The 23,744-nt window shown below is 60.8% G+C and carries 21 protein-coding genes and 1 pseudogene; 12 read left to right on the top strand and 10 right to left on the bottom strand.

Going from position 1 to position 23,744, the window contains the following annotated elements:
* Positions 1–3 precede the first annotated feature (3 nt).
* Positions 4–462, top strand: coding sequence for an REP-associated tyrosine transposase (locus tag KBY02_RS23960; RefSeq protein WP_058823185.1), 459 nt, complete (start codon positions 4–6; stop codon positions 460–462).
* 576 nt (positions 463–1,038) lie between these two features.
* Here KBY02_RS23960 and KBY02_RS23965 read toward each other — a convergent pair.
* Both KBY02_RS23965 and KBY02_RS26665 read right to left on the bottom strand, forming a co-directional pair.
* Positions 1,039–2,166, bottom strand: a complete 1,128-nt coding sequence (locus KBY02_RS23965) for a methyl-accepting chemotaxis protein (protein ID WP_404944338.1) — start codon at positions 2,164–2,166, stop codon at positions 1,039–1,041.
* A gap of 15 nt (positions 2,167–2,181) precedes the next feature.
* Positions 2,182–2,664: pseudogene (locus tag KBY02_RS26665) on the bottom strand (MCP four helix bundle domain-containing protein); the annotation flags it as partial.
* Between the two features lie 411 nt (positions 2,665–3,075).
* Between KBY02_RS26665 and KBY02_RS23970 the strand changes: the two are divergent.
* On the top strand, positions 3,076–3,309 hold the full coding sequence (locus KBY02_RS23970; RefSeq protein WP_225650805.1) for a hypothetical protein: 234 nt from the start codon (positions 3,076–3,078) through the stop codon (positions 3,307–3,309).
* Positions 3,306–3,608 carry a cell division protein ZapA gene (locus KBY02_RS23975; protein WP_003316170.1) on the top strand — a complete coding sequence of 101 codons (303 nt, stop codon included), beginning with the start codon at positions 3,306–3,308 and terminating at the stop codon, positions 3,606–3,608. Before KBY02_RS23970 ends, KBY02_RS23975 begins: the two co-directional genes overlap by 4 nt.
* A gap of 25 nt (positions 3,609–3,633) precedes the next feature.
* Here the strand turns inward: KBY02_RS23975 and KBY02_RS23980 are convergent, their stop codons facing one another.
* A complete protein-coding gene (locus tag KBY02_RS23980; protein ID WP_225650806.1) occupies positions 3,634–4,347 on the bottom strand; it encodes a PolC-type DNA polymerase III in 714 nt (237 codons plus the stop codon).
* Positions 4,344–6,278 (bottom strand): DUF294 nucleotidyltransferase-like domain-containing protein, encoded by a 1,935-nt coding sequence (locus KBY02_RS23985; protein WP_225650808.1) that lies wholly within the window; start codon positions 6,276–6,278, stop codon positions 4,344–4,346. The genes KBY02_RS23980 and KBY02_RS23985 overlap by 4 nt, the downstream gene beginning before the upstream one ends.
* Positions 6,279–6,509: 231 nt before the next feature.
* Between KBY02_RS23985 and KBY02_RS23990 the strand changes: the two genes are divergently transcribed.
* Positions 6,510–6,956 (top strand): response regulator, encoded by a 447-nt coding sequence (locus KBY02_RS23990; RefSeq protein WP_003402175.1) that lies wholly within the window; start codon positions 6,510–6,512, stop codon positions 6,954–6,956.
* Positions 6,957–7,021: 65 nt separating this feature from the next.
* On the opposite strand, the gene KBY02_RS23995 is transcribed toward KBY02_RS23990, so the two are convergent.
* Positions 7,022–9,199, bottom strand: a complete 2,178-nt coding sequence (locus KBY02_RS23995; protein WP_104723040.1) for a malate synthase G — start codon at positions 9,197–9,199, stop codon at positions 7,022–7,024.
* Positions 9,200–9,521: 322 nt separating this feature from the next.
* On the opposite strand from KBY02_RS23995, the gene KBY02_RS24000 reads away from it, so the two are divergent.
* Positions 9,522–10,040 (top strand): glycine cleavage system protein R, encoded by a 519-nt coding sequence (locus tag KBY02_RS24000; RefSeq protein ID WP_103713747.1) that lies wholly within the window; start codon positions 9,522–9,524, stop codon positions 10,038–10,040.
* A gap of 222 nt (positions 10,041–10,262) precedes the next feature.
* Here KBY02_RS24000 and rarD read toward each other — a convergent pair whose 3' ends face one another.
* Positions 10,263–11,150 (bottom strand): EamA family transporter RarD, encoded by an 888-nt coding sequence (rarD, locus tag KBY02_RS24005; RefSeq protein ID WP_003402166.1) that lies wholly within the window; start codon positions 11,148–11,150, stop codon positions 10,263–10,265.
* 769 nt (positions 11,151–11,919) lie between these two features.
* A complete protein-coding gene (locus KBY02_RS24010) occupies positions 11,920–12,894 on the bottom strand; it encodes a serine/threonine protein kinase (protein WP_024641324.1) in 975 nt (324 codons plus the stop codon).
* 193 nt (positions 12,895–13,087) lie between these two features.
* Here KBY02_RS24010 and KBY02_RS24015 point away from each other — a divergent pair, with 193 nt between their 5' ends.
* Genes KBY02_RS24015 through KBY02_RS24040 form a run of 6 tightly spaced genes read left to right on the top strand, consistent with a single transcriptional unit; the run spans position 13,088 to position 18,639 of the window.
* Entirely contained in the window at positions 13,088–14,107 is a 1,020-nt protein-coding gene (locus KBY02_RS24015) for a substrate-binding domain-containing protein (RefSeq protein WP_058399250.1), read from the top strand.
* Positions 14,091–15,092, top strand: a complete 1,002-nt coding sequence (locus KBY02_RS24020) for an ABC transporter substrate-binding protein (RefSeq protein ID WP_003402156.1) — start codon at positions 14,091–14,093, stop codon at positions 15,090–15,092. The genes KBY02_RS24015 and KBY02_RS24020 overlap by 17 nt, the downstream gene beginning before the upstream one ends.
* On the top strand, positions 15,092–15,961 hold the full coding sequence (locus KBY02_RS24025) for an ABC transporter permease (protein WP_096104340.1): 870 nt from the start codon (positions 15,092–15,094) through the stop codon (positions 15,959–15,961). The genes KBY02_RS24020 and KBY02_RS24025 overlap by 1 nt, the downstream gene beginning before the upstream one ends.
* Positions 15,958–16,752 carry an ABC transporter permease gene (locus tag KBY02_RS24030; RefSeq protein WP_003316181.1) on the top strand — a complete coding sequence of 265 codons (795 nt, stop codon included), beginning with the start codon at positions 15,958–15,960 and terminating at the stop codon, positions 16,750–16,752. The genes KBY02_RS24025 and KBY02_RS24030 overlap by 4 nt, the downstream gene beginning before the upstream one ends.
* The gene (locus tag KBY02_RS24035; RefSeq protein WP_011269175.1) at positions 16,749–17,780 is read left to right on the top strand and encodes an ABC transporter ATP-binding protein; all 1,032 of its coding nucleotides are present in this window, start codon (positions 16,749–16,751) and stop codon (positions 17,778–17,780) included. Before KBY02_RS24030 ends, KBY02_RS24035 begins: the two co-directional genes overlap by 4 nt.
* A 25-nt stretch (positions 17,781–17,805) precedes the next feature.
* Complete coding sequence (locus KBY02_RS24040; protein ID WP_003402149.1) at positions 17,806–18,639, top strand: phosphodiesterase; 834 nt, start codon at positions 17,806–17,808, stop codon at positions 18,637–18,639.
* Positions 18,640–18,907: 268 nt separating this feature from the next.
* Here the strand turns inward: KBY02_RS24040 and KBY02_RS24045 are convergent, their stop codons facing one another.
* The 3 genes from KBY02_RS24045 to KBY02_RS24055 all read right to left on the bottom strand — a co-directional run bounded on the left by KBY02_RS24045 (position 18,908) and on the right by KBY02_RS24055 (position 22,543).
* Positions 18,908–20,824 carry a PhoX family protein gene (locus KBY02_RS24045; protein ID WP_225650809.1) on the bottom strand — a complete coding sequence of 639 codons (1,917 nt, stop codon included), beginning with the start codon at positions 20,822–20,824 and terminating at the stop codon, positions 18,908–18,910.
* An 81-nt stretch (positions 20,825–20,905) separates the two neighbouring features.
* A complete protein-coding gene (locus KBY02_RS24050) occupies positions 20,906–21,670 on the bottom strand; it encodes a TOBE domain-containing protein (protein WP_225650807.1) in 765 nt (254 codons plus the stop codon).
* 138 nt (positions 21,671–21,808) lie between these two features.
* On the bottom strand, positions 21,809–22,543 hold the full coding sequence (locus tag KBY02_RS24055) for a ComF family protein (RefSeq protein ID WP_024661091.1): 735 nt from the start codon (positions 22,541–22,543) through the stop codon (positions 21,809–21,811).
* 90 nt (positions 22,544–22,633) lie between these two features.
* Here KBY02_RS24055 and bioB point away from each other — a divergent pair, with 90 nt between their 5' ends.
* Positions 22,634–23,692, top strand: a complete 1,059-nt coding sequence (gene bioB, locus KBY02_RS24060) for a biotin synthase BioB (RefSeq protein ID WP_003372416.1) — start codon at positions 22,634–22,636, stop codon at positions 23,690–23,692.
* Positions 23,693–23,744: the final 52 nt, after the last annotated feature.

Raw genomic sequence — 23,744 nt, forward strand, 5'->3', positions numbered from 1 at the left:
GGAATGCCTCATTGCGCAACGACACGACACCTGCGCAAAGGCAGATACTCGGCAGTTGGTCAGATTTACATGGTCACTTCAGTAACGAAGGGCCGTGTAACTGTGTTCGCCGAAATGCAGCTGGGACGGCTGCTCGTACGAGAAATGAAGCGTTGCGAAGAGCAGGGGCTGGTCAAGTCTATGGCATGGGTAGTCATGCCTGACCATCTCCACTGGCTTTTTGAACTCAAGGCCGGTGATTTGCCCAGCTTGATGAAACAATTAAAGGCCCGAAGCTCGATTGCAGTTGGAAAACTGTGTGTCCGTCCTCACGCTTTGTGGCAATCCGGGTACCACGACAGAGCAATCCGCGACGAAGAGGATATTGCGCCGATAGCCCGTTATATCGTGGCCAATCCTTTACGTGCGGGCTTGGTTAAAAAGCTTGGGGATTACCCGCTGTGGGATGCTATCTGGGTTTGAGGCACGGGCAGCTTTCGCGAACAAGTTCGCTCCTACGGCCTGCGGCCAGAAGCTGGGGCTCACGGTCTGCTTCTGCCCGAAGGGTGTGAGCATTTTTCGCGAACAAGTTCGCTCCTACGGCCTGCGGCCAGAAGCTGAGGGATCGCAGTCTGCTTTAGCCCGTAGGGCGTGAGCATTTTTCGCGAACAAGTTCGCTCCTACGGCCTGCGGCCAGAAGCTGAGGGATCACGGTTTGCTTCTGCCCGAAGGGTGTGAGCATTTTTCGCGAACAAGTTCGCTCCTACGGCCTGCGGCCAGAAGCTGAAGGCTCACGGTCTGCTTCTGCCCGTAGGGCGTGAGCATTTTTCGCGAACAAGTTCGCTCCTACGGCCTGCGGCCAGAAGCTGAAGGCTCACGGTCTGCTTCTGCCCGAAGGGTGTGAGCATTTTTCGCGAACAAGTTCGCTCCTACGGCCTGCGGCCAGAAGCTGAGGGATCACGGTTTGCTTCTGCCCGAAGGGCGTAGGAGCGAACTTGTTCGCGAAGACTGGCTTTCACACAACATAGCTTCCGGAAATAAAACGCCCGTTTTCGAGCATCAAAGCGCGAAGCGTGCCACCATGCCGTTGAGGTCGATTGCCAGGCGTGACAGCTCGGTGCTGGCTGCGCTGGTCTGGTTGGCGCCGTTGGTGGATTGTGCCGACAGGTCGCGGATGTTGACCAGGTTGCGGTCCACTTCGCGGGCGACTTGTGCCTGTTCTTCGGCGGCGCTGGCGATGACCATGTTGCGTTCGTTGATCTCTTCCACGGCGCTGTTGATAGTGTTCAGGGCCTGGCCTGCGCCCTTGGCGATGTTCAGCGTCGATTCGGCGCGTTCGGTGCTGTTGCGCATCGAGCTGACGGCCTGTTCCGTGCCGGTCTGAATGCTGCTGATCATGCGTTCGATTTCGCTGGTCGATTGCTGGGTGCGATGGGCCAGGGCACGGACTTCGTCGGCCACGACGGCAAAGCCACGTCCGGCTTCACCGGCCCGCGCTGCTTCGATGGCGGCGTTCAATGCCAGCAGGTTGGTCTGGTCGGCCAGGCCGCGAATCACGTCGAGCACCTTGCCGATATCACGCGACTCATTGGCCAGGCTGATGATCAGCTCGGCGGTGCCTTGCACGTCGCCACTCATACGCTCGATGGCGCTGACGGTTTCCTGAACCAGGTCGCGGCCATCGCCCGCAGAGGTCGCCGCGCTGCGCGAGGCCTGCGAGGTGCTGGTGGCGTTGCGCGCCACTTCTTCCACGGCGCTGGTCATCTGGTTGACCGCAGTGGCAGCCTGTTCTATTTCGTCGTTCTGCTGCACCAGCCCGCGTGCGCTTTCGTCAGTGACGGCATTCAGTTCTTCGGCTGCCGAAGCCAGTTGCGTGGCCGAGCCGGAAATACCCTGCAAGGTATCGCGCAGCTTGTCCTGCATGGTTTTCATGGCCAGCAGCAGACGACCGGCTTCATCGGTGCCGTCGATACTGATCGGCCGGGTCAGGTTGCCTTGCGCGATGGTCTCCGCTGCGAGCAGTGCGGTGGCAATCGGTGTGGTAATGCTCTTGATCAGCATCCAGGCAAACACGAGGGTCAGCAGGGTGGCGGCGATCAGCAGTCCGATCACCATATTGAATGCCGAGTCATACTCGATGGAGGCCTGCTCCTTGACCTCATTCAACTGCGCCGTATTGATATCCACCAGCTTGCGCAGCACAACGTTCATCTGGTCGGAGTTGCTGACCATTTCGTTGTTGAGCAAGCCCTGCAATTCGTCGATGTTGTTCGCACGGGTCAGCGTTTTCAGGCGGTCTTCAAGCTGGCGATACTGGCCCAGCAACTGCACGTACTGGCTATAGAGGTTGCGCTCGTCGGGGGTACTGATCAGCTTCTCGTAAACGGCCTGAGCGTCAGTGATCTGCTTGTTGCGCATCGCCATCAGCTCGATGGTTTTCTGCTGGGTTTCCGGATCGCGATTGACCAGCAATCGATAGGACAGCACCCGCAGACGAATGCTGACTTCAGCGAAGCGATCGAGGCTCTTGATGCTGGGCACGTTGCTGTCGGCCAGCACCTCGGTGGCGCTGCGGATCTTGCTCATCTGTGACAGTGCAAAGACGCCCAGAATCAGCATGAGGGTGCCGATCATGGCAAATCCAAGAAACGCTCGAGGCGCGATGTTCATATTTCGCAGGGACATAGAAAGCTTCCAGGGTCATTTACGCGTTCCATGCGATTTAGAGACGGAGATAAAGCCGTAAGTGGGGTGCCTATCGGACGTGCGACTAAAGTCTTGAGCCGATAGGCACGTATTGCGTGTGACTTAATCGTGACGATTTCTTCATTTCTTTCGCCGATCGGGCGCAAGCCTTTGAAAAGACGAGGCGGATGCTTTTTTCACGATGGCAGTCTGCCCATTGCCTGCGCGCATTTGTCGCAGTTTCAGACGGTCTGACGAACAGCAGGAACCGGATACCGAATAAGGAGTCACAAGCCCCCTACGCGTCTACGTTATCGATGTGTCGATGTGATGACAGAGCGGTGAGCGCTGGTATGCGCAGCGACTTTTCTTTATCGTACGCGCCCGTTGAAATTTGCTCGAGAAATCAAAATGTTGGAAGCCTCCCTTAGCCAATTGGAACAACTTGTCGGCGATCTGGTGCAGCAGAACCAGGCCCTTCAGGAAACAAATGCACAGCTCGCCGCCGAGCTGGCAAAAGCCAAGGACGAGAACGAGAACTTGCAACTGAGTCTGATGGAGCAGGAAGAGAAGCATGGCAGCACTGCCGCGCGTATCCAGGCACTGGTTGATCGCGCCACCAGCGCAAGTGCTGTCGGCGCATGAACGTCGATGGCAGCGGTGTAACCGTTCTCACCATTCTGGGCAATGAGTACTCGGTCAAGGCGCCGGCTGGCGAAGACCTGACCCTCATGAAGGCCGCTGCGATGCTCAATGCGTCGCTGGCCGACACCAAACGCAAATACCCGACGTTGATCGGTGACCGTCTGCTGGTCCTTGCAGCGCTGAACCTCTGCTCACAGCAGATCGAGCTCGAGCAACTGCACAAGGTCGAGCTCAAGCGCTACCGGGAGCAGGTTGAAGCGACGGTGGATGTGATCGCCAAGACCATCGCCCCGAACTGAACGGGAGGCGCTGACGAAGTCGCAGTCAGAACGAATGCGACTGTCTGCGCCTGCGCCATTGCCCGAGTGCTTCCTCCAGCCGCAAGGGGTTGTCGATCTGCTGACGACGGGCGTGGCTGAACAGAATCAGCGCCAGTTCTGCGGTGACCAGCGCATCGGCGCTGGCGTGGTGACGTTGTTCGGCATGCAGGCCAAAGAAACGGGTCCAGTCATCCAGCCCGGCATGACGCAGGTTGGCGTGCTCGCAGAGCATCGGGGCGATTTCGGCGGCGTCGAAAAACGCGTGCTGCAAGCGATAGCCCAGGCTTTCCTTCAAGGCGCGCGACAGCATGTGCTGATCGAATGGCGCATGAAAGCCGAGAATCGGGCTGTCTCCGACGAACTCCATGAAGTCCAGCAAGGCCTCGACCGGCTCACTGCCAGCGGCAATCGCACTGGGCGCCAGCCCATGAATCAGAACGGCCGGACTGATCTTGTGGTCGACGCGCAACAGCGTGCGCTCGAACTGCTGGCCCAGATCGATGGCGCCGTCTTCAATCACCACCGCACCAATGGACAGCACCTGATCGCGGTTCATGTTCAGGCCACTGGTTTCCAGGTCCAGCACGACCCAGCGCTGTTCACGCAGTGACGTGTCACTGAGGTTCGCGCACACCGGCAGTCGTTTAAGGCGCTCCAGTTGGTGCGCGTGCAAGGGTGTCTTTTTCGGCCGTGGTTTGAGCCATTCGAACAGGTTCATAGCTGATAACGCAGGGTCAGGCTGGTTTGCAATCGCTGCGCCTGGCGAAACGATTCGCGCAGAATGCGCCGGTCCAGATGGTTGAGTGTGTCGGGGTCGATGCGGTTGGAATAAGCCAGATTCTGGCGACTTTGCAGCTGATGTTGCTGCATGCGAGTCTGCTGGATGAAGTGATAAGCCTCCTCATACGCAGCACCGTCGAGCGGGTCGATGACTTCGCGCTCGACCAGTTGGCGCAGGCGTTCCTGCGTGTTGTTGACGCCGATACCGTTGGCCAGTGCCAGCAGGCGCGCACCGTCGACGAAGGGCGTCAGGCCTTCGACCTTGAGGTCCAGCGTATCCTTTTCGCTGCCTTTGCGGGCCAGCACGAAATCCTTGAAGCGCCCCACTGGCGGACGCTGGCGCAGTGCGTTGTCGGCCATCATGCGCTGGAACAGCCGGTTGTCTGCGACCTGATCAAGAATGCTGCGGCGCAGTTGCTCGACGCCACTTTCATCCCCCCAGACCACGCGCAGATCGAAATAGATACTCGAGGCCAGCAGGTTCTCCGGTGTCGCCTCGCGAATAAACGTCGAGAAGCGCTGCGACCATTCGAGTCGGGACAGGCACAGGTCGGGGTTGCCGGCCATGATGTTGCCCTTGCACAGGGTAAAACCGCACTGCGCCAGACCCTGATTGATGCGTTCGGCGATCGGCAGCAGTGATCGGCGAATCTGCTCTGCCTCTGCTGCATCTCGGGCCTCGAACAGAATGGCGTTGTCCTGATCGGTATGCAGCGTCTGCTCGCGACGGCCTTCGCTGCCAAAGCACAGCCAGCTGAAGGCAATGCCGGGGTCGCCTTTCTCTGCAAGCGTCAGCTCGATCACCCGGCATACGGTGTGGTCGTTGAGCAGGGTGATGATCTGGGTTATCTGGGTTGAAGACGCGCCATGGGCGAGCATTCGATCGACCAGCTGGACAATATCGCCGCGCAAGCCGGCGAGCGCTTCGATGCGTGGCGCGTTGCGGATGGTCCGCGCCAGGTGCACCAGGTCGACCCGTTGCAGGGAAAACAGATCCCGCTCCGACACCACGCCACACAACCGCCTGTCCCGGACCAGGCAGACGTGCGCGATATGGCGACCGGTCATGGCGATGGCGGCGTCGAATGCACTGGCGTCCGGGCTCAGGTGGAACGGTGACAGGCTCATGGCGTGCCTGACCGGTGCGCTGAAGTCGGCATCCACATCGGCAACCGCCTCACGCAGGTCGCGCAGGGTAAAGATGCCCAGCGGCGCCTGCCGCTCGTCGACAATCACGATGCTGCCTACCTGCTGCTCGTGCATCAGCCGCACGGCGTCGCGCATGGGCGTTTCCGGGCTGCACATCACCGGATGGCGCATGGCAAGTTCACCCAGCCGGGTATTCAGAGAGTACTGCGTGCCCAGGGTTTCGACGGCGCGCTGCTGGACTTGTTGATTGACTTGATCGAGCAGGCTGCTGACACCGCGCAAGGCAAAGTCGCGAAAGGTTGTGGAGAGCGCGAACAGCTTGATGAACGCCTGCTTGTTCAGCTGCAGGCAGAACGTGTCCTCGGCAGCCAGATGCTCGGTGCGAGTGGCGCGCTCGCCGAGCAGGGCGGCGAGTGGAAAACACTCGCCCGTGGTTATTTCGAATGTTGTTTCCGTACCGCCTTTGGCAGAATGCGGGCGCTCGCCGACGATGCGGCCCTGCTTGACGATGTAAAAGTGCTCCACCGGTCCGTCGCCAGGCTTGATGATGCTTTCACCGGCCGCGTAGAAGCGCAGCTGACACTGCTCGACCAGATACGCCAGATGGGCGTTTTCCATCTGATTGAATGGCGGGAATTTTTGCAGAAACTGCATGGTGCCGTGTATGTTCTGCAGCACGGCTGTCTTGCCTGCCTGGGTGAAAGCATCTGCCTTGCTCATGGCCTGTTCCGCGTTCTTGTTATTGGTGCTCATGGTCGGCCGCTTGCAGCCAGGTGCCCATTGGACGTAAGTCTTACCTTGAACCCCGTGACACCGCCGTGCTGCTTGCGGCATAACTGATTTGACGAGCGCAATGGATTGCGAGCGAAGATTGGCCAGGATGCCGACGAAATGCATCGCAGATTGACCCGTATCTGCTGTCGGATTAGTTCAGGGAATGATGAGACTGCAATGATTGACCACGATATTCTGAGCGACGATGAGCGCGATGCCCTTCATGAGGTCATGCTCACGCCTGCACGTGACGCCCCGCAACGGGTCCTGATCGTTGATGACGACAGCGACGCGCGCGAGCTGCTGGCCGAAATTCTGAGCCTCAATGACATCAGTTGCATGACCGCGCCCGGTGGCGATACGGCGCTGCAGATGATCCACTCGCGTCAGTCCATCGGACTGCTGATCACCGACTTGCGGATGGCTCCTTTTGACGGGCTGGATCTGATTCGCAAGGTTCGTGAGTCGGATCGTGCCGAACTGCCGATCATCATCGTGTCCGGCGACGCCAACGTGCGCGATGCCATCGATGCCATGCACCTGAACGTGGTGGACTTCCTTCTCAAACCGCTCAATACCAAGCAGTTGGTGAAGCTGGTCAAGCGGGAGTTGGGGATAAGTTGAGGCGGTGAGCCCTTGCAGGTTCTGGTCCGGCAAGGACCAGAACCCGCAAGGGGGCGTGCGGCGCGTTACAGGCCGTTGATGGCCTTGAACTCCCGACGGCGGCGGTGCAATACCGGCTCGGTGTAGCCGTTGGGCTGCCGGGTACCTTCGATGACCAGTTCGACCGCCGCCTGGAAGGCGATGTTGCTGTCGAAGTCGGGTGCCAGCGGGCGATACAGCGGGTCGTTGGCGTTCTGGCGATCCACCACCGGGGCCATGCGCTTGAGGCTTTCCAGAACCTGAGTTTCGCTGACGACACCATGACGCAGCCAGTTGGCCATGTGCTGGCTGGAGATACGCAGCGTGGCGCGGTCTTCCATCAGGCCGATGTCGTTGATGTCCGGTACTTTCGAACACCCCACGCCCTGATCAATCCAGCGCACTACATAACCAAGAATGCCCTGCGCGTTGTTGTCCAGTTCGTTCTGGATTTCTTCCGGCGTCCAGTCCGTGTTCGGTGCCAGCGGAATGGTCAGAATGTCATCCACCGAGGCTTGCTCGCGCTGCGCCAGCTCGGCCTGACGGGCGAACACGTCGACTTTGTGATAATGCAGGGCGTGCAGCGCAGCCGCGGTAGGCGAGGGGACCCAGGCGGTGTTGGCGCCAGCCAGTGGATGAGCGATTTTCTGCTCCAGCATGGCGGCCATCAGGTCCGGCATGGCCCACATGCCTTTGCCGATCTGTGCGCGACCTTGCAGGCCGCATTTCAGACCGATGTCGACGTTGGAGTTCTCGTAGGCAGTGATCCACTTCTCGGCTTTCATCTGTGCCTTGCGTACCACCGGACCCGCTTCCATGGAGGTATGGATTTCGTCGCCGGTGCGGTCGAGGAAGCCGGTGTTGATGAATACCACGCGCTCGCTGGCGGCCTGAATGCAGGCCTTGAGGTTGACCGTGGTGCGGCGCTCCTCGTCCATGATCCCGACCTTCAAGGTGTTACGCGGCAAGCCCAGTACCTGCTCGATACGTTCGAACAGTTCGTTGGTGAACGCCGCTTCCTGCGGGCCGTGCATCTTCGGTTTGACGATGTACATCGAACCGCTGCGGCTGTTGCTGCGCGAGGTGTTGCCCTTGAGGTTGTGGATGGCGGCGAGGCTGGTCAGCAGGCCGTCGAGAATGCCTTCCGGCACTTCGTTGCCATGCTTGTCGAGTATCGCATCGATGGTCATCAAGTGGCCCACGTTGCGAATGAACAGCAGCGAGCGACCATGCAGGGTGACTTCGCCGCCCTCTGGCGTGGTGTAGACGCGGTCCGGGTTCATGGTGCGGGTAAAGGTTTCACCGCCCTTGGACACCGACTCGGCCAGGTCGCCCTTCATCAGGCCCAGCCAGTTGCGGTAGACGACCACTTTGTCGTCGGCGTCCACAGCGGCAATGGAATCTTCGCAGTCCATGATGGTGGTCAGCGCGGCTTCCATGAGGATGTCTTTCACGCCCGCCGGATCGGTCTGCCCGACCGGGCTGGCGGCGTCGATCTGCAGTTCGAAGTGCAGACCGTTGTGCTTGAGCAGCAAGGCAAATGGCGCCAGGGCATCGCCTTGAAAACCGATCAGTTGGGCGTCATCGTGCAGGCCGGTATTGCTGCCACCCTTGAGACTGACGACCAGCTTGCCGTCGATCAGCTTATAAGCTGTCGAGTCGGCATGTGAACCTGCTGACAGAGGCGCTGCCTGATCGAGAAAGGCACGAGCGAAAGCAATCACCTTGTCGCCACGCACTTTGTTATAGCCCTTGCCCTTTTGCGCGCCGCCTTCTTCGCTGATGGCGTCGGTGCCGTAGAGCGCGTCATACAGCGAACCCCAACGGGCATTCGACGCATTGAGCGCAAACCGGGCGTTCATCACCGGCACGACCAGTTGCGGGCCAGCCATGGTGGCGATTTCTTCATCGACGTTTTGCGTGGTGATCTGGAAGTCCGCTGCTTCTGGCAGCAGGTAACCGATTTCCTGAAGGAAGGCTTTGTAGGCCGAGGCGTCGTGAGCCTGCCCGGCATGCGACTGGTGCCAGGCGTCGATTTTCGCCTGTAACTCATCACGTTTGGCGAGCAGTGCCTTGTTCTTTGGCGCAAGGTCGTGGATCAGTTTGTCCGCACCGGCCCAGAACGCAGTGGCATCGACGCCGGTTCCGGGGGTGGCTTCGTTCTGCACGAAGTCGAACAGGACTCTGGCGACTTGCAGGTCACCGACTTGAACGTACTCAGTCATTGCACTTGCCTCACTCTGCTCAGCAGGGTCGAGCACACTCGGGGAGCGCTCTGTTATTGATCCGGGTGTCATGTAGTGCGAAATTCGGGATACTACATGAGCCGCCGTCGCGTGAAAACGTCGCTGAATATGTCACTAAACGATTGGATATTCATATCGGGTCACGATGATAGTCACCGTGTCCCCAAAGGCGCTCAGGATTGTTCCATAAAGCGTGGCAAACGGTACACGATTTACCGCGAGCCAGGTGCCCGTCGGGCATGCCTATACTCGTATGACCGACGCTGTCTCCTAATCATCTGTGCAGAAAGAGGAATTGACCGTGGATCATCTCGTCGTAACGCTGGTTGCTCCCGACAAACCGGGTCAGGTCGAACGCATCTCGAAGTGCATTGCCGAGCACGGCGGCAACTGGCTGGAAAGCCGCATGTCGCGGATGGCCGGACAATTTGCCGGGATCCTCAAGGTCGGCGTCGAGGCCGAAAAGTACGACGACCTGATCAAGGCGCTGAACGGCCTGTCAGCCCATGGCATCCGCATGCTGCTGGCCGAGAGCGTGGTCGAGACGTCCGATACCACCCGGCTGATCAGCATGGAACTGGTCGGCAACGACCGCCCCGGCATCGTGCGCGACATCACCCGTTTGCTGGCCGGGCAGGGCGTCAACGTCGAACACCTGATCACCGACGTGTCCCCTGCGCCCATGAGCAGCGAACTGCTGTTCCATGCCGACGCCGTGCTGGGCGTCCCGCAGGACTTGTCACTGGATGATCTGCAAACGGCGCTCGAGACCCTGGCTGATGATTTGATGGTGGAATTGGTATTGGGGGCCAGGGAGTAAGTCCGTTTCGGGTTATCCAAGTTAATCGTGCACCTGCCTGTGGATAACCTGGGGGAATAGCTTTGCGCGCCAAACCCGCCGTGGCTTGGCGCATACTGATCAAAAATTCAACAGTTTCAAGGGCTTGTGCACAGATAAGGTGAGTCTGCCTGTGGATAACCCTTGGAGAACCTCTTGCAGGCCACAGTGGGCGTGGCCTGCAAGGATTTGTGTGTTTTTTGATCAGTGACGGCCGCGGGATTTCAGCCAGATATCCACACTGTAGATCGCCAGCCCGGCCCAGATGAAGGCGAAGGTGATGAGGGTGCTGGTGGTCAGGTGTTCGCCATACAGCAGCACGGCCAGCAGCAGGACCAGTGTGGGCGCGACGTACTGCAGGAAGCCCAGGGTGGTGAAAGGCAAATGACGGGCGGCGGCGTTGAAGCACACCAGCGGTACCAGCGTGACCGGGCCGGCTGCGGCGAGCCAGATGGCTTGCGTGGTGGTCCAGAATTCTGGCTGGACGCTGACTGCCGTCGGGTTAAGCGCCAGCCAGATCAGCGCCAGCGGCACCAGCATCCAGGTTTCGACGACCAGGCCGGGCAGGGCGGCGACCGGGGCTTGTTTGCGGATCAGCCCGTAGAACGCGAAGGTCAATGGCAGCGCCAGCGACACCCACGGCAGGCTGCCGACGTGCCAGACCTGCTGGGCGACGCCAATAGCGGCGAAGGCGACCGCCAGCATCTGCAGGCGTCTGAGGCGCTCGCCCAGCAGCAACATGCCGAGCAGCACATTGACCAGCGGGTTGATGTAATACCCGAGGCTGGCTTCAAGCATGCGTCCGTTATTCACCGCCCAGACGTAGATGATCCAGTTGCTGGCGATCAGGGTGCCGCTCAGCGCCAGTACGGCCAGCCGTTGCGGGTTGTTGCGCAGGTCGCGCCACCAGCCGGGATGCTTCCAGAACATCAGCACGATCGAGCCGAAGAGCGCCGACCAGAGCGCGCGATGGATGATGATCTCGATGGCCGGAACGGCGGCAATGGCTTTGAAGTAGATGGGGAACAGTCCCCAGATGATGTAAGCACTCAGGCCCAGAATGTACCCACGGCGTGGATTGGCAGCTTGCATGGAGCGTCCCTTTAATACAGAAAATTCCGGTTTTATTGTGGGGTGATGCAGTTGATGGTTTTGATCGTACTCACGCTGCAGCGCTCGATGTTATACACAGGTTCGACCGATTCACGACATCTGTGCCGCGCCGCTTGCCCAGGATCGGACGCAGAGCGTCGCACGATAGTTGAGATTATCGTTCCTCACGCTCCGTGGGAATGCCTTGGGTGACGCTCCGCGTCACAGATCTGCGCCGCGCCGCATGCTCCGGATAGGACGCGGAGCGTCCAGAACTGCATGCGACGCGGAGCGCCGCACGATAGTTAAAACCGTCCAACTTTCGGGGGGCAGTCCACCAGCGTGGGAATGCCTTGGATGACGCTCCGCGTCACAGATCTGCGCCGCGCCGCATGCTCGGGATAGGACGCAGAGCGTCCAGAAATGCATGCCCACGCGGAGCGTCGGCACGATAGTTACAGAACTATCGTTCCTCACGCTCCAGCGTGGGAATGCCGTTCGTGACGCTCCGCGTCACAGATCTGCGCCGCGCCGCATGCTCCGGATAGGACGCGGAGCGTCCAGAAATGCATGCCCACGCGGAGCGTCGGCACGATAGTTACAGAGCTATCGTTCCTCACGCTCCAGCGTGGGAATGCCGTTCGTGACGCTCCGCGTCACAGATCTGCGTCGCTCCGCACATTCAGGATCGGACGCAGAGCATCCAGAACTGCATGCGACGCAGAGCGTCGCACGATAGTCGGGGTTATCGTTCTGCACGCTCATCAGGTCAAAACAGTTTCAACGGTTCTTCATTCAGTGCTGCCATCTGCTCGCGCAGGGCCAGGATATGGTCGCCCCAGTAGCGCTCCGTGCCGAACCACGGAAAGCTGTGCGGGAACGCCGGGTCATCCCAGCGCCGGGCCAGCCAGGCGCTGTAGTGCATCAGGCGCAGGGCACGCAATGGCTCGATAAGCGCCAGCTCGCGTGGGTCGAAATCATGAAATTCGTTGTAGCCGTCCATCAGCTCCGACAGCTGACCCAGACGTTCCTGACGGTCGCCGGCCAGCATCATCCAGATATCCTGAACGGCAGGGCCAAGGCGGCAATCGTCCAGGTCGACGATGTGGAACATCTCGTCGCGGCACATCATGTTGCCGGGGTGGCAGTCGCCATGCATGCGGATGTTGGTGTGCGGTGTGGCCGCGTAAACGTCTTCGACACGCTTGAGCAGGTCGCGGGCCACCGACTCGTAAGCCGGCAGCAGGCTGCGCGGGATGCAGTCGTTTTTCAGTAGAAAGTTGACCGAATCATGGCCGAAGTTCTTCACGCCCAGGGCTTCACGGTGGGCGAACGGTTTGGTCGAGCCGACGGCATGCAGACGGCCCAGTAACTGGCCCAGGCGATACAGCTGATCAAGATTGCCCGGCTCCGGCGCTCGTCCACCGCGACGCGGGAACAGCGTGAAACGGAAACCGGCGTGCTCGAACAGGGTGGCGCCGTTGTGCACCATGGGCGCGACCACCGGCACTTCGACCTCGACCAGTTCAGCAGTGAAGCTGTGCTCTTCAAGGATGGCTTCGGTGGTCCAGCGCTGTGGGCGGTAAAACTTGGCGATCAGCGGTTGGCCGTCTTCGATACCGACCTGATACACGCGGTTTTCGTAACTGTTGAGCGCCAGGATGCGGGCATCGCTGAGAAAACCGATGCTTTCGACAGCATCCAGAACCAGATCGGGAGTAAGTGTTGCAAACGGGTGAGCCATGACTACTCCTGCGCGCAGCAGGTTGCCGCGTCGGACCGCTGATGGTAACGCAGACCGGTCCCGCTTCGCCAAACCCATCCGATTAAAGTGCTCAAGGGTCGGATTGTCACCAAACGGTCATCACCCGGTCGCGGTTTGGCCATGTTCGCCGCTTAGAGTTGCCGTCAATGAGATCGATCTCAAGCGAGCGACCATGACTGATCTGAAAGAGGTAGCGCATCTGGCCGGGGTTTCCCGAGCCACGGCGGCACGAGCCTTCGCAAGCCCCGACGTAGTGCGCCTGGAGACCCGCGAGCGGGTATTCGCCGCTGCCCGCGCCCTGGGTTTTCGCCCCAACCGGCTGGGCCGCCAGCTGCGCCTGCAAACCACCAACCTGATTGGCGTGGTGGTGCCCAACCTGCTCAACCCGGTGTTTGCCGAGCAGTTTCAGGCCATGGAGCGGGCGGCGCGGGCGCGGGGCTATAACCTGCTGCTGGCGACCACCGACTACACCGCAGAGCGTGAAAGCGCTGTGGTTGAGGAGTTGTTGCGTCAGCGGGTCGACGGGCTGGTGCTGACGGTGACCGACGCCGAGCACAACCGGGTGCTGCAAGGCCTGATCAATGAAGACACCCCGTTCGTGCTGGCCTATCACCAGACCGGCAATCCGGATTACAGCGCGGTGTCTGTGGATAACCGGGCGGGCATGGCGCTGGCTACTCGATACCTGATCGATGCAGGCCATCAGCGCGTCGCCATGGTCGCAGGCCCGGCCATGCAGTCCGACCGCGCCCGACTGCGTTATGAAGGCTACCGCGACGCCATGGCCGCGTGTGGGCTTGAAGCGCGACCAGTGATTGAGATGCCTGCTCATACAAGCGCCGATTTCGCTGCACTCGAACCCCTGTTACGTGGCCCGGACGCGCCCAGCGCGCTGGTCTGTTCCAACGATTTGCTGGCCATCAGCCTGATTGCCGAATTGCGCCGCAACGGCTGGGGCGTTCCCGAGCGCCTGTCGGTGATCGGCTTCGACGGCATCGCACTCGGCACGCAGATGCACCCGACCTTGTGCAGCGTGGTTCAGCCTATCGCCGAGCTGGCGCACATCGTCATCGACCAATTACTGGCACGGATTGCTGGCGCAGTACCGGTTTCTCATTGTCTGCCGTGCCACATCCGGCCCGGCGAAAGCACCCAGCCCTACCAGGAGATGCTTCATGCTCAGCCTCAGTAAAACCCTCGCGGCACTGCTGTTATGCGGTGCGGCCAGCCTCGCCCAGGCCGCCGAAACCGCCATCTGCTACAACTGCCCGCCCGAATGGGCCGACTGGGGAACGCAGCTCAAGGCGATTGCCGACAGCACCGGTGTGCAGGTGCCGCTGGACAACAAGAACTCGGGCCAGGCGCTGGCACAGATCGTTGCCGAGCAAGCCGCGCCGGTCGCTGATGTGGTCTATTACGGCGTGACGTTCGGCCTGCAGGCGCAGAAGGCCGGCGTGGTCGACACCTACAAACCCAAGCACTGGGACGAGATTCCGGCAGGCCTGAAAGACCCCGAAGGGCACTGGTTCGCCATTCACTCCGGGACCCTCGGCATCATGGTCAACGTCGACGCACTGGGCGGTCTGCCGGTGCCGCAAAGCTGGGCGGATCTGCTCAAGCCCGAGTACAAGGGCATGGTCGGCTACCTCGACCCGTCCAGTGCGTTCGTCGGTTACGTGTCTGCGGTGGCGATCAACCAGGCCATGGGCGGCACGCTGGACAACTTCGGTCCGGCCATCGACTACTTCCAGAAACTGGCGAAGAACTCGCCCATTGTGCCCAAGCAAACCGCCTATGCACGCGTGCTGTCCGGCGAACTGCCGATTCTGGTCGACTATGACTTCAACGCCTATCGCGCTCGCTACAAGGACAAGGCCAACGTCGCCTTCGTGATTCCCAAGGAAGGCACCATCGGCGTTCCGTACGTGATGAGCATGGTCGCCAAGGCGCCGCATCGTGCCAACGCCGAGAAGGTGCTGGATTTCGTGCTGTCCGATGAAGGGCAGGCGTTGTGGGCCAAGGCTTACCTGCGTCCGGTGCGCTCGAAGATGCCTGCCGAGGTGGCTGCGCAGTTCCTGCCGGACAGCGATTACGCCCGTGCCGGCGTGGTGGATTACCAGCACATGGCCGCCGTGCAGGAAGCCTTCGCCGCCCGTTATCTGCGTGAGGTGAAGTAATGTCGGCCTCGCCGGAACAAGCGCTGGCTCTGCGCAAGGGCGGATTTTTCAGGCTGCGGCTGCGCCCGACCGCTGCGGTGGCGCTGGCCCCGGCGATGGCCGTATTGCTGGCATTCTGGCTGCTGCCGCTGACCCACTTGATCGTGCTCGGTGCAAAAAGTACCGATGGCAATGCCAGCGGTTACTGGCAGGTCCTGAGCAGTGCTCAGTACCTGGGCAGCCTGGTGCAAACCTGCCTGCTGGCGCTGGTGGTGACGCTCGCAGCGTTGCTGGTCGGCGGCATCAGCGGTGTGTTTCTGGCCCGCAATCATTTCTTCGGACGCTCTGCGCTGGTGGCCTTGCTGACCTTCCCGCTGGCGTTTCCCGGTGTGGTGGTCGGCTTTCTGGTGATTCTGCTGGCTGGTCGCCAAGGCATCTTCGCCGCGCTCGGGCTGCACCTGGCGGGCGAGCGCTGGGTGTTCGCCTACTCGCTGACCGGGCTGTTCATCGGCTATCTGTATTTCTCGATTCCGCGCGTGATTCTGACCGTCATGGCGGCCTGCGAAAGCCTGGACCGCAGCCTTGAAGAAGCCGCGCATTCATTGGGTGCCGGTCATTGGCGGGTGGTGTGCGATGTGATCGTTCCGGGGCTGGCGCCCGCGCTGGTGTCGTGCGGCGCGATCTGCTTCGCCACGTCGATGGGCGCCTTCGGCACCGCCTTTACCCTGGGCACGCGCCTGAACGTCACGCCGGTAGCGATCTACAACGTGTTCACCAATTACGCCAACTTCACCGTGGCCGCCGCGCTGTCAGTCATCCTCGGGCTGGTGACGTGGGCAGTGCTGTTGCTGGCACGTCGTATTGTCGGTAAATCGGGAGTTGTCCTGTGAAACGTTCACCGCTGTTCGTGGCGCAACTGGCGTTCACCCTGTTGGTCTGTGCGTTCATGCTGGTGCCGGTGGTGCTGTCGCTGCTGGCCGGCCTGACGCGCAATTATTTTCTCGGTCTGTCGAGCGGTCTGACCTTCGACTGGCTGGTGCAGGTCTGGCAGGCCTATTCACCCACCGTGTGGCTGTCGTTGCAACTGGCCGTGGCCTGCGCAATCTGCGTGTGCCTGGTGGGTGTCCCGGCAGCGTATGCACTGGTGCGCATGAACAATCGCTTCAGCCGGGCCTTCGAGGAATTGATGGTCTTGCCCGTCGCCATGCCCGGTCTGGCCAGCGCCCTTGCGTTACTGCTGACCTACGGCCAGTTCGGCGGCTTTCGCAGCAGTTGGTTGTTCATTCTGGTCGGCCACGTGTTGTTCACCCTGCCGTTCCTGGTGCGCCCGGTCATGGCGGTGATGCAGCGTCAGCAACTGCCGGTGCTCGAAGAGGCGGCCGCCAGTCTGGGCGCCGGGCCGATCAAGCGTTTCTTCAGTGTGGTGGTGCCTAACTGCCGCGCCGGGATTCTCGCTGGCGTGCTGATGGTCGTGACCCTGTCGCTGGGCGAATTCAACCTGACCTGGATGTTGCACACGCCGATGACCAAAACCCTGCCGGTGGGTCTGGCCGACAGCTACGCCTCGGCCCGACTGGAAGTCGCCAGCGCCTACACCCTTCTTTTTCTGTTGCTGATTGTGCCGCTGCTGATTGCGTTGCAGGCCATCAGCGCGCGTCTTGCCCGTGGAGAGAGCCGATGAGCGGAACCACCATTCGCCTGAAAGGCTGCCGCAAGGCATTTGCCGACGGCACCGTTGCTGTAAAGGATCTGCACCTGACCATCGAACCCGGCGAAACGCTGGCGATCCTCGGTCCGTCCGGTTGCGGCAAGACCACCACCTTGCGGCTGATTGCCGGGCTTGAACGCCCGGACGTCGGCCAGGTGCTCTTCGATGATCAGGACGTGACACGTCTGCCCATCGAGCGGCGCGACGTGGGCATGGTGTTTCAGAACTACGCGTTGTTTCCCAACCTCGATGTGGCCGGCAATATCGTTTACGGCCTGAAGATTCGTGGTCTGTCGGCTGCCGAGCGTAACAAGCGTTGCGATGAGTTGCTGGAACTGGTCGGTTTGACCGGCCACGGCAATCGCCGCGTCAACGAGCTGTCTGGCGGTCAACGGCAACGGGTCGCACTGGCCCGGGCACTGGCGCCGCGTCCTCGGGTGCTGTTGCTCGACGAACCGCTGGCAGCACTGGATGCGCAGTTGCGCGAGCGCTTGCGCAGTGAGCTGGACCAGCTGCTGCGCGGGCTGGGCATCACCTCGGTGTTCGTCACTCACGATCAGGGCGAGGCAATGGCCCTGGGCGACCGGATTCTGGTCATGGAAAAAGGTTGCGTCTCGCAATTGGCGACGCCGAGGGAAATCTATCAACAGCCTGCCAATGCGTTTGTCGCCGGGTTTGTCGGCAATCTGAACGCGTTCAGTGTGGTCGAGCGCACCACCTCAGGCCTCAAGGTGAGCGGTGGCGAGCTGCCGTGGCTCGGTGCTGACGTACCGGGCACTGTTTACTGCCGCCCCGAGCACCTGCGTTTGATGTCTGGAAGCGGCCATCTTCATGGGCGTCTGGTCGGGCAGTTTTTTCAGGGCGCGCAAAGTCGCTTGCTGGTCGATGTCGGTGGCCCGCAGCCGCTGCTGGTAGACAGCACCGACAACGTGATTTACGCCGCAAACGCAGTCATTGCCTTGAGTGTCGACCCGCAAGTGCTGTTTACCCTGCATTCGTGAAACCGTTTTTCGTAGAGAGATTATTTTGAATCGTCCGTTTCTTATTGCCCAGATCAGTGACCTGCACCTCAAAGCCGACGGGCGCCTGACCTATGGCGTGGTCGATACTCTGGGGGCGTTGCGCCGCGCTGTCGCGCATATCAATGCCAGCAAGCAGCGCCCCGACATCGTGGTGATCAGCGGTGACCTGGTGGACTTCGGTCGTGAGGACGAATACGCCGTACTCAAGCCAGAGCTGGAACGTCTGCAGATGCCGTTTTATCTAGTGCCCGGCAATCATGACGATCGACACAACCTGCTGGCTGCGTTTGCCGAGCAGGTGTACCTGCCGTTGTCGGCCAGCGGGCCTCTGGACTGGGTGGTGGAGAAATACCCGGTGCGTCTGATCGGCATGGACACGACCATTCCCGGCGAGCATGGCGGGCAACTGGATTACTGTCAGCTGGACTGGTTGCACGCGCAGCTGTCCCGTCGTCCTTACGTGCCGACCGTGATCGTCATGCACCACCCACCGTTCATTACCGGCATAGGGCACATGGACCGCGAACCCTTCGGCAATGCGTCGGCGCTGGAGCGCGTGATCGCCCAGCATCCGCAGGTGGAGCGTTTGCTGTGCGGACATTTGCATCGACCGATGCAGCGACGTTTCGGAGGCAGCCTGGCGAGCATCTGCCCGGGCACCTCACACCAGATCGTACTCGACCTCGACGAAGCCGCGCCTGCGCATTTCAACCTCGAACCGGCAGGCTACGTGCTGCACCGCTGGCAATCTGAGCAGGGGTTTGTCAGCCATAACGCTGTGTTCGGCGACTATGAAGGGCCGTACCCGTTCTACGATGTGAACGGGTTGATCGACTGACTGATTGCTCATCGTTCCCACGCTCTGCGCCCGGCGTGATACTCAAGTCTTGATGAGCCCGGAAAGCGGGGTTCGACGCGCAGTATCAGGCGGAGTAAAGATCCTTGTGGGAGTGAGCTTGCTCACGAAGACGGTGTTTCAGTCGATGCATTTTCGACGATCATACAGCCCTCTTCGCGAACACGTTCGCTCCCACGGCCTCCGCCCAGAATCAATAGCAGACCTTTATATAACGATGAGCGATCTGCATCCTCTTCCTGATTGCCGATCAGGCGCCGATAACGCCGCCATCTTCCCGGGTGATGACCATCACCGATGAGCGCGGTTTGCCGTTGGGCAAATGCTCGGGGAAGGTAGAGCCGCCGTTCTCACCGGGATGCTGGATGCCGATAAACATCGTCCGGTAGTCAGGCGCAAAGCTGATACCGGTGATTTCGCAACCGATCGGCCCGACCAGAAAGCGGCGGATCTCGCCGCTGGCCGGATCGGCGCAGAGCATCTGGTTGTTGCCCATGCCAGCGAAGTCGCCCTTGTTACTGGAATCGCCATCGGTCTGGATCCACAGCCGACCCGACCGATCGAAACTCAGGCCGTCCGGGCTGTTGAACATGTTCTGCGCGTTGATGTTGCTTGACCCGGCCTGTGGCGTACCGGCATGCACAGTCGGGTTGCCCGCGACCACAAACAGGTCCCACTCGAACGCCAGCGCCGACGCATTGTTGCCGCCTTCGCGCCAGCGCAGGATCTGCCCGTACTGGTTCTTGGCGCGTGGATTCGGCCCGCCGACAGGTTGACCTTCTTCGCCACGCTTGCTGTTGTTGGTCAGGGTGCAATACACCTGGCCATCCTTGGGGCTGACCACGATCCATTCCGGGCGGTCCATGCGCGTGGCCTTGACCACACTGGCGGCCAGCCGTGCATGAATCAACACCTCAGCCTGATTAGCGAAACCGGCAGCAGCATCGAGGCCGTTCTTGCCGTGTTTCAGTTCGATCCACTGGCCATTGCCCTTTGGATGATCCGGGTTGCCGTTGCCTGCGTCGAATTGCGCCACGTACAAGGTGCCGTGGTCGAGCAGGTCGCGGTTGGCTTTCGGGTTCTTGCGATTGATCCGGTCGCGGCTGATGAATTTGTAGATGAACTCGCCACGCTCGTCGTCGCCCATATACACCACGGCGCGCCCGTCCCTGGTTTGCGTGAAGGCGGCGTTTTCGTGCTTGAAACGCCCGAGCGCCGTGCGCTTGACCGGCGTCGAATCGGGGTCGAACGGATCGATCTCGACCACCCAGCCATGACGATTGACCTCGTTGGGGTTCTTCGCCACGTCGAAGCGCGGGTCGTGCGGGTGCCAGTTGATCTCTTTACTGGCAGCCACGACGCCATAGCGCTTCATGCCCGCGTCGAATGTCTGCTCCGCGTTGCTGCTGCCGAAGCAGTCGGTGAAGTTCTCTTCGCAGGTCAGGTAAGTGCCCCACGGTGTCTGGCCGCTGGAGCAGTTCTGGAAAGTCCCCAGCACGCGGGTGCCGGTCTTGTCGGCGTCAGTCTTGAGCCAGTCGTGACCGGCCGCCGGGCCACTCAGCCTGATCGGCGTATTGCCATGCACGCGACGGTTGTAACGCGAGTCCTGCACGAACTGCCATTTGCCGTTTTTCTGCTGTATCTCGATCACTGACACGCCTTCTGCGGCGAGTGCCTTGCGGACTTCTTCAGCCGATTGCGGCTCCTTGCCATGCTCGAAGAGGTAGCGGTAGTTGGTGTATTCGTTGTTGATCGCCAGCAAGGCACGGTCTTTGCGACCCGGCATCGGGAACAGGCACATGCCGTCGTTGTTGTCGCCGAACTGCACCTCCTGAGCCTGGGCGGTACCCTTGCCACTCGGGTCGAACGCCGGACCGCCCGCGCGCAGAGGCTGGCCCCAACTGATCAGTACCGAGGATCTGTAACCTGCCGGCAGGCTGATGCTGTCGGCGGTGGCAGCAGGAATGCTCTGGAAGCCGAGCAATCTGCCAGACGCCGCGCTGACGCTGTCCGCCAGGACGGTGCGGCTGAGCAGGTTGCCGCCCAGGAACATCGCCGCGCCACACAGGGCACCGGCGCTGATGAACCCGCGGCGGGTGAGGCCGACCTTATCGTCGCCGACCATGTTTTCCAGATCGGTGGTTTGGTTTTCTTCTAATAGTTTCATCATCACGGCTCCCTCGAATATGGCAGCCACCTTAGTGCGCGCATATGACGAAATTGTGTCGTGGTGATGACCTGCCAGCGCTTACAGCGGTATGCCCAGCAACACCAGTGAAGCTGCGAATCTTGCCTGCACCGTGACGCCGGTTTTCAACGGCTGTGCACGCAGGTGCTCAGGTGTCGCCAGGGCGCACAGCGTCTGGCCGCCGGGGAGTGTGATGCGTACTTCGCTTGGGCCATCTTGAGCGTCGGTCACACTGTCGATTCGGCCGGTCAGGGAATTGTTTCCATTTGTTTCTTCGCTGCTGTCTGCGTGCAGTTCCAGCCAGCCGGCCTTGATCAGTGCAACCACTTCCGTGCCGTTCTCCAGCTCCAGACGCAGCGTGCTGTCATGGGTGACCTGTGCTTCGATAAATACCTCGTCGGCCAGTTGCAGGCGAACCTGATCGTTGTGCCCCTGACGCGTGATACTGACGATCCGCCCCAGCAACTGGTTGCGTGCGCTGGTGCGCAGGGTCAGGCGATTGAGCAAGTCCAGATCGCTGCTGTCTTCGGCGGCTTCCAGCACCTGGGCTTGCAATGCCTGGACGCGCTGATAGAGACGCAGCACTCGCTCGCCCTCGACCGACAACTTAGCGCCGCCACCGCCGCGCCCGCCGACACTGCGCTCTACCAGCGGTTTTTGCGCCAGATTGTTCAGCTCGTCGATCGCGTCCCAGGCCGCCTTGTAACTCAGCCCTGCGCTTTTCGCCGCACGGGTGATCGAGCCCTGTTCGGCAATATGCTGCAGCAGCGCAATGCGTTGCGGGCGGCGGACCATGTGTTGCGTGAGTAAGGGAGGCAGGGACATGGTGATCCGGGGTGGTCGAGTAGGAGAGGGCAGTATGATCGCTCTTGTGCATGACGTCGAAACCGGACGCGGAGCGTCCAGGGCCGCGCTATCACGCGGAGCGTGGGAGCGATGAGAATATTAGCCCGCAGCGCCCAATCAATCCCCCGGCCTGGGCGTCCTCGCCAGGCAATACACATCCACCCGCCGCGCACCGGCGGTGTTCAATAAACCTGCAATGACCTCTGCTGTCGAGCCGGTGGTCAGAACGTCATCGACCAGCGCCAGGTGCCGGCCTTTTACCCGGTCGGGATCAATCAGGGTGAAAGCACCGCGCAGGTTGCGTTTGCGGGCCTTGGCGTCCAGGCCCTGTTGCGCGGTTGTCTCGCGGCTGCGCAACACATGTCCTTCGTCGACAGGCAGTTGCAGCTGTTTACCCAGCCAGCCGGCCAGCATTGCCGCCTGATTGTAGCCGCGCTGGCGCAAGCGTTTGTTGGCCAACGGCACCGGAATGAGGCAGTCGGGACGTGGCAGGTCTTCCTCGAAACGATGCTGCAGATAGTGCGCGCACAGTTCCGCCAGCAGTCGTCCCATGGGCCATTTACCGTTATGTTTGAAGCGGGTGATCAAACCGTCGACCGGGAAATCGTACAGCCAGGGCGCGATGACCTGGGTAAAGCCGGGCGGTTGCTTGCAGCATTGCGCGCAGCTCATGCCTGAACGGGGTAACGGCAGCGCACAGCACTCGCAAGCGTTGCCCAGCCACGGCAGCTCTGCTTCGCAGGGCACGCAGATGGGCGCGGGCACCTCACTGCGTTCATCACATAACAAACAGGATTGTTTGTTTTTTAACCAGATGTAAACCTCGTGCGGGTAGCTGGGTTGACAGCGCATGACTCTTCCTTAAATATGCCCGACATCCGTGTAGCGAGTGGGGTCTTTCCCGCCCTCGCGCATTGCCCAGAAACACCAAGGAGCCGCCCGATGAGCGCCAGCACCACCGCCACTTTGCGTCACGACTGGACTTTAGCCGAGGTCAGGGCGCTGTTCGTACAGCCATTCAATGACCTGCTGTTTCAGGCGCAAACGGTGCACCGCGCTCATTTCGACGCCAACCGTGTGCAGGTCTCCACACTGTTGTCGATCAAGACCGGCGCCTGCCCGGAAGACTGCAAGTACTGTCCGCAGTCCGGCCACTACAACACCGGTCTCGAGAAAGAAAAACTGCTGGAAGTGCAGAAGGTGCTTGAAGAAGCCGCGCGCGCCAAGGCCATTGGCTCGACGCGCTTTTGCATGGGCGCAGCCTGGAAGCATCCTTCCGCCAAGGACATGCCTTACGTGCTGGAGATGGTCAAAGGCGTTAAAGCCATGGGCATGGAAACCTGCATGACCCTGGGCCGCCTCGATCAGGAACAGACCGAAGCGCTGGCCACCGCCGGGCTGGATTACTACAACCACAACCTCGACACTTCGCCGGAGTTCTACGGCAGCATTATCACGACCCGTACCTACAGCGAACGCCTGCAGACCCTGGCTTATGTGCGCGATGCAGGGATGAAGATCTGCTCCGGCGGCATTCTGGGCATGGGCGAGTCCCTCGACGACCGCGCGGGGCTGCTGATTCAGCTGGCGAACCTGCCGGAGCACCCGGAGTCGGTGCCCATCAACATGCTGGTCAAGGTTGCCGGTACGCCGCTGGAAAATGCTGAAGATGTCGACCCGTTCGATTTCATTCGCATGCTCGCCGTGGCACGTATTCTCATGCCGAAATCCCACGTGCGCCTGTCTGCCGGTCGCGAAGCGATGAACGAGCAAATGCAGGCGCTGGCGTTCTTCGCCGGGGCCAACTCGATTTTCTACGGCGACAAACTGCTGACCACCGCCAACCCGCAAGCCGACAAGGACATGCTGCTGTTCTCGCGTCTGGGCATCAAACCCGAAGCGGGCGAAGGGCACGCCGACGAAGTGCATCAGGCCGCCATCGAACAGGCACTGGTCGAGCAGCAAAGCAGCTCGATGTTCTACGACGCTGCCTCTGCCTGATCCGTTGAACGGGCTGGCATGTTCCGGCCCGTTTTGAATTGTCATCTTCCGG

It is taken from the genome of Pseudomonas sp. P129 (genome assembly GCF_020312195.1).
GTDB classification, from domain to species: Bacteria; Pseudomonadota; Gammaproteobacteria; order Pseudomonadales; family Pseudomonadaceae; genus Aquipseudomonas; species Aquipseudomonas fragariae.

Coding starts and splice junctions, on each gene's coding strand:
- KBY02_RS23960 (WP_058823185.1), top strand. CDS start 4: ATGCCTCATTGCGCAACGACACGACACCTGCGCAAAGGCAGATACTCG.
- KBY02_RS23970 (WP_225650805.1), top strand. CDS start 3,076: ATGTTGGAAGCCTCCCTTAGCCAATTGGAACAACTTGTCGGCGATCTG.
- KBY02_RS23975 (WP_003316170.1), top strand. CDS start 3,306: ATGAACGTCGATGGCAGCGGTGTAACCGTTCTCACCATTCTGGGCAAT.
- KBY02_RS23980 (WP_225650806.1), bottom strand. CDS start 4,347: ATGAACCTGTTCGAATGGCTCAAACCACGGCCGAAAAAGACACCCTTG.
- KBY02_RS23985 (WP_225650808.1), bottom strand. CDS start 6,278: ATGAGCAAGGCAGATGCTTTCACCCAGGCAGGCAAGACAGCCGTGCTG.
- KBY02_RS23990 (WP_003402175.1), top strand. CDS start 6,510: ATGATTGACCACGATATTCTGAGCGACGATGAGCGCGATGCCCTTCAT.
- KBY02_RS23995 (WP_104723040.1), bottom strand. CDS start 9,199: ATGACTGAGTACGTTCAAGTCGGTGACCTGCAAGTCGCCAGAGTCCTG.
- rarD (WP_003402166.1), bottom strand. CDS start 11,150: ATGCAAGCTGCCAATCCACGCCGTGGGTACATTCTGGGCCTGAGTGCT.
- KBY02_RS24010 (WP_024641324.1), bottom strand. CDS start 12,894: ATGGCTCACCCGTTTGCAACACTTACTCCCGATCTGGTTCTGGATGCT.
- KBY02_RS24015 (WP_058399250.1), top strand. CDS start 13,088: ATGACTGATCTGAAAGAGGTAGCGCATCTGGCCGGGGTTTCCCGAGCC.
- KBY02_RS24020 (WP_003402156.1), top strand. CDS start 14,091: ATGCTCAGCCTCAGTAAAACCCTCGCGGCACTGCTGTTATGCGGTGCG.
- KBY02_RS24025 (WP_096104340.1), top strand. CDS start 15,092: ATGTCGGCCTCGCCGGAACAAGCGCTGGCTCTGCGCAAGGGCGGATTT.
- KBY02_RS24035 (WP_011269175.1), top strand. CDS start 16,749: ATGAGCGGAACCACCATTCGCCTGAAAGGCTGCCGCAAGGCATTTGCC.
- KBY02_RS24045 (WP_225650809.1), bottom strand. CDS start 20,824: ATGAAACTATTAGAAGAAAACCAAACCACCGATCTGGAAAACATGGTC.
- KBY02_RS24050 (WP_225650807.1), bottom strand. CDS start 21,670: ATGTCCCTGCCTCCCTTACTCACGCAACACATGGTCCGCCGCCCGCAA.
- KBY02_RS24055 (WP_024661091.1), bottom strand. CDS start 22,543: ATGCGCTGTCAACCCAGCTACCCGCACGAGGTTTACATCTGGTTAAAA.
- bioB (WP_003372416.1), top strand. CDS start 22,634: ATGAGCGCCAGCACCACCGCCACTTTGCGTCACGACTGGACTTTAGCC.